General features: G+C 73.4%; 9 protein-coding genes. 3 read left to right on the top strand and 6 right to left on the bottom strand.

The features are described from left to right. Nucleotides 1–70: 70 nt before the first annotated feature. From ABT085_RS42415 to ABT085_RS42405, 3 genes are all read right to left on the bottom strand, one after another. Nucleotides 71–670, bottom strand: a complete 600-nt coding sequence (locus ABT085_RS42415; RefSeq protein WP_351621320.1) for an FMN reductase — start codon at nt 668–670, stop codon at nt 71–73. Then, nucleotides 667–1,803: an LLM class flavin-dependent oxidoreductase gene (locus ABT085_RS42410; protein WP_351621317.1), complete on the bottom strand. Its 1,137-nt coding sequence runs from the start codon at nt 1,801–1,803 to the stop codon at nt 667–669. Before ABT085_RS42410 ends, ABT085_RS42415 begins: the two co-directional genes overlap by 4 nt. 230 nt (nt 1,804–2,033) lie before the next feature. Next, nucleotides 2,034–2,924 carry an NADP-dependent oxidoreductase gene (locus ABT085_RS42405; RefSeq protein ID WP_351621323.1) on the bottom strand — a complete coding sequence of 297 codons (891 nt, stop codon included), beginning with the start codon at nt 2,922–2,924 and terminating at the stop codon, nt 2,034–2,036. Nucleotides 2,925–3,061: 137 nt separating this feature from the next. Between ABT085_RS42405 and ABT085_RS42400 the strand changes: the two genes are divergently transcribed. Next, nucleotides 3,062–3,517, top strand: coding sequence for a winged helix-turn-helix transcriptional regulator (locus tag ABT085_RS42400; protein ID WP_351621314.1), 456 nt, complete (start codon nt 3,062–3,064; stop codon nt 3,515–3,517). Here the strand turns inward: ABT085_RS42400 and ABT085_RS42395 are convergent. Together ABT085_RS42395 and ABT085_RS42390 are read right to left on the bottom strand one after the other, a co-directional pair. Next, nucleotides 3,489–3,968, bottom strand: coding sequence for a MarR family winged helix-turn-helix transcriptional regulator (locus tag ABT085_RS42395; RefSeq protein WP_351621311.1), 480 nt, complete (start codon nt 3,966–3,968; stop codon nt 3,489–3,491). The two genes, ABT085_RS42400 and ABT085_RS42395, sit on opposite strands and share 29 nt — an antisense overlap. Before the next feature lie 181 nt (nt 3,969–4,149). Next, entirely contained in the window at nt 4,150–4,599 is a 450-nt protein-coding gene (locus ABT085_RS42390; RefSeq protein ID WP_351621308.1) for a hypothetical protein, read from the bottom strand. Between the two features lie 248 nt (nt 4,600–4,847). On the opposite strand from ABT085_RS42390, the gene ABT085_RS42385 reads away from it, so the two are divergent. Further along, on the top strand, nt 4,848–5,186 hold the full coding sequence (locus ABT085_RS42385) for a YnfA family protein (RefSeq protein WP_351621305.1): 339 nt from the start codon (nt 4,848–4,850) through the stop codon (nt 5,184–5,186). A gap of 176 nt (nt 5,187–5,362) precedes the next feature. Then, the gene (locus ABT085_RS42380; protein WP_351621302.1) at nt 5,363–6,139 is read left to right on the top strand and encodes an SDR family NAD(P)-dependent oxidoreductase; all 777 of its coding nucleotides are present in this window, start codon (nt 5,363–5,365) and stop codon (nt 6,137–6,139) included. 90 nt (nt 6,140–6,229) lie between these two features. Here ABT085_RS42380 and ABT085_RS42375 read toward each other — a convergent pair. Next, a partial coding sequence (locus tag ABT085_RS42375; RefSeq protein WP_351621299.1) for a hypothetical protein occupies nt 6,230–6,502 on the bottom strand: 273 nt, incomplete at its 5' end.

The following is a 6,502-nucleotide window of genomic DNA, read 5'->3' as shown; positions in this document are numbered from 1 at the left end:
CGATCCGGTCAGCCGACGGACCGCAGGGCGGCGATCCGGTCAGCCGGCGGGCCGCAGGGCGGCGATCCGGTCAGCCGGCGGGCCGCAGGGCGGCGAGCTGCTCGGCGAACGGCACCGCGTCGAACTCGTCCCGGACCGGCTTGGCCGCCGACAGACCCCGCATCAGCGCGGCCAGCTCCCCCGCCGCCCGCTCGATCCGCTCGGGCAGACCCTCCGCGCCCCAGTCCTCGGAAGCGGCGTACAGGCCGGTCGGCACGACCACCGCCCGCAGATAGGCGAACAGCGGGCGCAGCGCGTGGTCCAGGACCAGGGAGTGCCGGGCGGTGCCGCCGGTGGCCGCGATCAGCACGGGCTTGCCGGCCAGCGCGTCCTTGTCGTGGCCGCCGAGCGCGTCGAAGAACGACTTGAACAGTCCGCTGTACGACGCCGAGAACACCGGAGTGACGGCGATCAGGCCGTCGGCCCGGGTCACGGCGTCGAACGCGGCGGACAGCGCCCGCCCGGGGAAGCCGTTGGTGAGATGGTGCGCGATCTCGACGGCGAGCTCGCGCAGCTCGATCACCTGGACGTCCGCCGGGGCCTGCCGGTCCACGGCGGCGGCCAGCCGGTCGGCGAGCAGCCGGGTGGAGGACGGGACGCTCAGCCCCGCGGAGACGACGACGAGCTTCATGCGACGGTCACCCCTTCCTGGGAACCTTCGGCAGCCTGGGAGGACTCGGCAGCCTCGGCCGCCTCCTTGGCCGCGAGCAGCGACCCGTGGGTCGGCGCCTCCGGCACCCCGGCCGGACGGCCGACGGCGAACTCCTTGCGCAGCACCGGCACGACCTCCTCGCCGAGCAGGTCGAGCTGCTCCAGCACGGTCTTCAGGGGCAGCCCCGCGTGGTCCATCAGGAACAGCTGGCGCTGGTAGTCGCCGGCGTACTCGCGGAAGGACAGGGTCCGCTCGATCACCTGCTGCGGGGAGCCCACGGTCAGCGGGGTCTGCTCGGTGAAGTCCTCCAGCGAGGGCCCGTGCCCGTAGACCGGCGCGTTGTCGAAGTACGGACGGAACTCGCGCACGGCGTCCTGTGAGTTCTTCCGCATGAACACCTGGCCGCCGAGGCCGACGATCGCCTGCTCGGGCGTGCCGTGCCCGTAGTGCGCGAACCGCTTCCGGTAGAACTCGACCATCCGCTTGGTGTGGTCGGCGGGCCAGAAGATGTTGTTGTGGAAGAAGCCGTCCCCGTAGAACGCGGCCTGCTCGGCGATCTCCGGGGAGCGGATGGAGCCGTGCCAGACGAACGGCGGCACGTCGTCCATCGGCCGCGGGGTGGACGTGAAGCCCTGGAGCGGCGTACGGAACTTGCCCTCCCAGTCGACGACGTCCTCACGCCACAGCCGGCGCAGCAGGGCGTAGTTCTCGATGGCGAGGTTGATGCCCTCGCGGATGTCCTGGCCGAACCACGGATAGACGGGACCGGTGTTGCCGCGGCCCATCATCAGGTCCACCCGGCCGTCGGCCAGGTGCTGGAGCATCGCGTAGTCCTCGGCGATCTTCACCGGGTCGTTGGTGGTGATCAGGGTCGTGGACGTGGAGAGGACCAGCTTCTCGGTGCGCGCGGCTATGTAGCCGAGCATGGTCGTCGGTGACGAGGGCACGAACGGCGGGTTGTGGTGCTCGCCGGTCGCGAACACGTCCAGCCCGACCTCCTCGGCCTTCAGCGCGATGGCGACCATGGCCTTGATGCGCTCACGCTCGGTCGGCGTACCGCCCGTGGTCGGGTCCGGGGTGACGTCGCCGACGCTGAAGATGCCGAACTGCATGGTCGCTCAACCTCCAAGTTGTTGACGCTTCAACCATACCCCTCCAACCGGATCGGGTCCGCGGGTATTCCGCCCGCCGGAATTCGATTTGACGGCCGGGCACCGCGGCCGTGGCCCTGCGCCTGCCGTTCGTACGCCTCCTGCCGCACAGGGCACCCGAGGAGCAGGGCCACCGAGACCGGCGGCCGGGCCCCGGGAAAGGGCCCGTGAGACGTACGGGACCCGCCGGCTCAGGGAAGGAGGACCAGCCGCCCCCGCACCCCGCCCTCCGCCAGCCGGGCGTGCGCCTTGACCGCGTCGTCCAGGGCGTACGTCCCCGCCACCCGGAGCGTCAGCGCCCCCTCGTCCACCAGCCGCACCAGCTCCGCCAGCCGCTCCCCGTCGGCGCGCACCTCGACCGTGCCGGTCCGCACGCCCCGCACCGCGGCGGGCGCGGCCCCCGGAATCACCCCGGCGTAGGCCCCCCCGTCCCGCACCCACGCCAGGGCGGCCTCGCCGAGCACCGCCGCGTCCAGCACCGCATCGAAGCCCGCCGGCCCGGCCTCCCCGGCCGTGAAGTGCGCGGCACCCAGGGACCGGACGAGCTCCTCGTCCTCCGCACGGGCCAGCGCGGTCACCGACACCCCACTGCGGGCGGCGAGTTGGACGGCATAACCGCCCACGGCACCCGCCGCGCCCGTCACCAGCAGCGACTGCCCGGGCGTCAACTCCAGCAGATCCAGGGCCTGTACGGCAGTCAGCCCGTTCAGCGGCAGGGTGGCGCCGGACACGGCGTCGGACGTCGCGGGCGCCTCGGCCACCGTATCCGCGCCGACGACGACGTGCTCCGCGTGCGAACCCAGCGACTCGGCCACACCGGGGGCGAGCGCCACCACCTCGTCGCCCACGCTCCACGCGGCGCCCGGGCCGACCGCGTCCACCGTCCCCGCGACGTCCCAGCCGAGGCCGATCCGCCCGCCCGCGCCCCCGAACACACCGGCCCGCACCGCGGCGTCGACCGGGTTCAGCGCGGCCGCCGCCACCTTGATCCGGACCTGCCCGGCACCCGGCTCGGGCACCTCGGTCTCCACGACCCGCACGGCCTCGGGCCCGCCGAACGACGTCACCACGACAGCACGCATCATCACAACTCTCCAAGGTCTGACTGCGGTTGAGGCGCGTCCACACTGTTCCCGCGCCGCTCGCACAACCCTAGGAAGAGCTACTATCTGGAGGGTAGTAGTTACCTGAAGGTGCCTACCGCACCCGGAGGAGAGCCATGGCGACCACGACGGCGGCCCAGCGGCGCGAACAGGCGCGCTTCGAGTACGACGCCTTCCTCCGCAGCTGCCCCACCAACCAGCTCCTCGACCGGATCAGCGACAAGTGGGTCAGTCTGGTCGTCTCCGCGCTGGCCGCCGGCCCCATGCGCTACAGCGACCTCGCCCGCAGGATCGCCGGAGTGAGCCCCAAGATGCTCACGCAGACCCTGCGCTCGCTGGAGCGCGACGGCATCCTCACGCGTACGGTCACCCCGTCCGTCCCGGTCCGGGTGGACTACGAGCTCACCCCGCTGGGCAGCAGCCTCGCGCACCTGCTCACCGCGGTGAAGGCCTGGGCGGAGACCCACTTCGACGAGGTCCACACGGCACGGGAGCGCTACGACACCGAGAAGGACGCCACGGACACGCCCCAGTCGCGCGGCCCTAGACCCGCCCTTCCCGCAACCGGGTGATCTGCTCGCCACTGAAGTCCACCGTCCGCCTCATATGCCCGATGATCAGGGCCAGTTCGGTGTTGTCCAGGCCGTCGAAGAGGGCGCTCCAGCCGCCGGCCAGCCGGTTCCACATCTGCCCGAACTCGGCGATCCGCTCCGGCACGGTCGCCACCAGCACCCGCCGCCGGTCCCCCGCGTCCCGCTGCCGGACCACGTACCCGGCCTTCTCCAGCCGGTCCACCAGCCGGGTCGCCGACCCGGTCGTCAGGCCCGTCAGCTCCGCGATCCGGCCCGTGGTCACCGGACCGCCCTCCAGCGTGAGCAGGTTCAGGCACTGCAGATCGGTGGGATGCAGGCCGAGATGGTCGGCGACGGCCTGGTTGAACAGGGCGTACGAGGCCATGTAGCGACGGGAGACGGTGGACAGCTCGTCCAGCAGCCGCGACCGCTCGTTCTCCGACCCGGACATGCCCGCTCCTCTTCGCCTGCGCCGTGCAGAGATCGTACGGCGCAGAGAGCGCGCCGCGACCGGCCGGACAGGCCGGTCGACCGGCCGGAAGTGGTCCGACATACACGTATCTAGCAGGAAACCGGCCGCCCCCCGCACCCCGGAACCGGGCGCGCCCCCGTCCCAGGGGCGCGCCCCTCACTCAGAAGGAGTACGGGTCTCCCGTGTCCAGGACCAGCACCCGCTGCCGGTCGTTCGCCCGGTCGCGGTCCACCGTGCCGCCGGCCCACACCGTGCCGAGCGCCAGCGTCACCTGCTGCGGCCGGCCGCGCAGCCGCAGCACCAGCGCGATCCGCTCGCCGAACCCGTCCGCGGCCAGCGCGCCCGTCCGGCACACCACCTCACGCACCCCCGTACGGAGGCACCCGCCCGGCAGCCGCTGCCGGTCCGCGAGCGGCGCCGACCACAGCAGCCGGACGGTCGCGTCCGGTACGGCGGACGGACCGTGGTCGTACGGGGTCAGCCGTACGTCGAGCACGCCTCGGCGCAGCGCCACCGTGCCGTGGTACGCCAGGTCGGCCTCCGGCGCGCCCGCGGCACCCACGAGCGGTGTCGCCCCGCCGACGGCCGCCAGCGCCACCCCGCAGACCACGAACCCCCGGGTGCCAAGCGCCTGGCGCGCACCGCACGACCTCCGTACCCACCGTTCCTCGCGGGTCCGCCGCGTTCCGCGTGCCCTTCGTGGTCTCCGCATGCCGACACCACTCCTCACTCCGCTCGCTCCACCCCGGTCGCAGGGGTGTCGCCTGGATGTATCCCACGTACGGCCGACGGCAGGCGCCCTCCAAGCAGGTGACGCCCCGGCGCCGGCCGTGCCCGCAGGCGTGCCAGGCTGCACGTATGTCGATCGTCCGTTCCGCCGCCCTGTTCGTCGCCGCCGCGTTCCTGGAGATCGGCGGCGCCTGGCTGATCTGGCAGGGCCTGCGCGAGCACCGCGGCTGGCTGTGGATCACCGGCGGCGTCCTCTCGCTCGGCGCGTACGGATTCGTCGCCACCTTCCAGCCCGACGCCCACTTCGGCCGCATCCTCGCCGCCTACGGCGGGATCTTCGTCGCCGGTTCGATCCTGTGGGGCGTGGTCGCGGACGGCTTCCGCCCCGACCGCTGGGACCTGGCGGGCGCCGCTGTCTGCCTCGCCGGCATGGCCGTGATCATGTGGGCGCCGCGGCACGGCGGCTGACCGCCCGCCCCTCGGAACGCCCGCCCGTCCGACCGCGCCCGTCGCCTACCCTGAGCGGGAACGACCGCCCGCGAGCCCGCGCCACCCGCGAGGCCCACGAGCGGGCGCCAGCCGCACCACCCACCGACCCGAGCCGTCCGCGGGCCCGAGCCGTCCGCACGCCCGAGGAGCAGCCCATGGCCACCGCCGCACCGTCCGCCGCCTCCCGCATCGCCGTCGTCACCGGTGCGAGCAGCGGAATCGGAGCCGCCACGGCCCGGCAGCTCGCCGCGGCCGGCTACCGGGTCGTCCTGACCGCCCGCCGCGCCGACCGCATCGAGGCGCTGGCGAAGGAGATCACCGCGGCGGGCCACGCGGCGACCGCCTACCAGCTGGACGTCACCGACCGCGCGGCCGTCGACGAGTTCGCGAGCGCCTTCAAGACCGTCGGGGTCCTGGTCAACAACGCGGGCGGCGCGCTGGGCGCGGACCCGGTCGCCACCGGCGACCCGGCGCAGTGGCGCACGATGTACGAGACGAACGTCCTGGGCACGCTGAACCTGACCCAGGCCCTGCTGCCCAAGCTCGACGCGAGCGGCGACGGCACGGTCGTGGTCGTCTCCTCCACCGCGGGCCACGGCACCTACGAGGGCGGCGCGGGCTATGTCGCCGCCAAGCACGGCGCCCACGTCCTCGCCGAGACCCTGCGCCTGGAGATCGTCGGCCGGCCGGTCCGGGTGATCGAGATCGCGCCCGGCATGGTCAAGACCGACGAGTTCGCGCTGACCCGCTTCAGCGGCGACGAGGAGAAGGCGGCGAAGGTCTACGCGGGCGTCGCCGAACCGCTGACCGCCGACGACGTCGCGGAGACCATCACCTGGGCGGTGACCCGCCCGGCCCACGTCAACATCGACCTGCTGGTCGTCCGCCCGCGGGCCCAGGCGTCCAACACGAAGGTCCACCGGGAGCTGTGACGGCGGGCCGCGAGGCCCTGGCGGAGCAGGCGCCCGACGACGCCGCCCGCACCGCCGGGCGGCGCCGCCCCGCCCAGGAGACGGTGAGCCTCAGGGCGCAGGGCAGTCCGGGTCGTCGACGATCACCGCGTTGGCCGGAATGATCACGGTGTCGTCACCGTCCTCCTGCACGAACCGGGTGGTGGCGTACGCCCGCCTGCCCTGCCCGACGCACTTGGTGGAGAGGTTCCCGAAGCCGTCCGGGAAGTTGTACACCTCGGCCGGGCTGTCCTCCCCGGCCCGCCCGGCCACCGGGGCGTCCCCCTTGCCCCGCTGGTCGTCGTAGCTCTGCGAACTGCCGCCGAGCAGCGCGACTAGCAGCAG

The organism is Streptomyces sp. NPDC002265, from assembly GCF_040296125.1.
GTDB lineage: Bacteria > Actinomycetota > Actinomycetes > Streptomycetales > Streptomycetaceae > Streptomyces.
The sequence above is the reverse complement of the archived record's forward strand: the minus strand, read 5'-3'. Positions and strand labels throughout refer to the sequence as shown.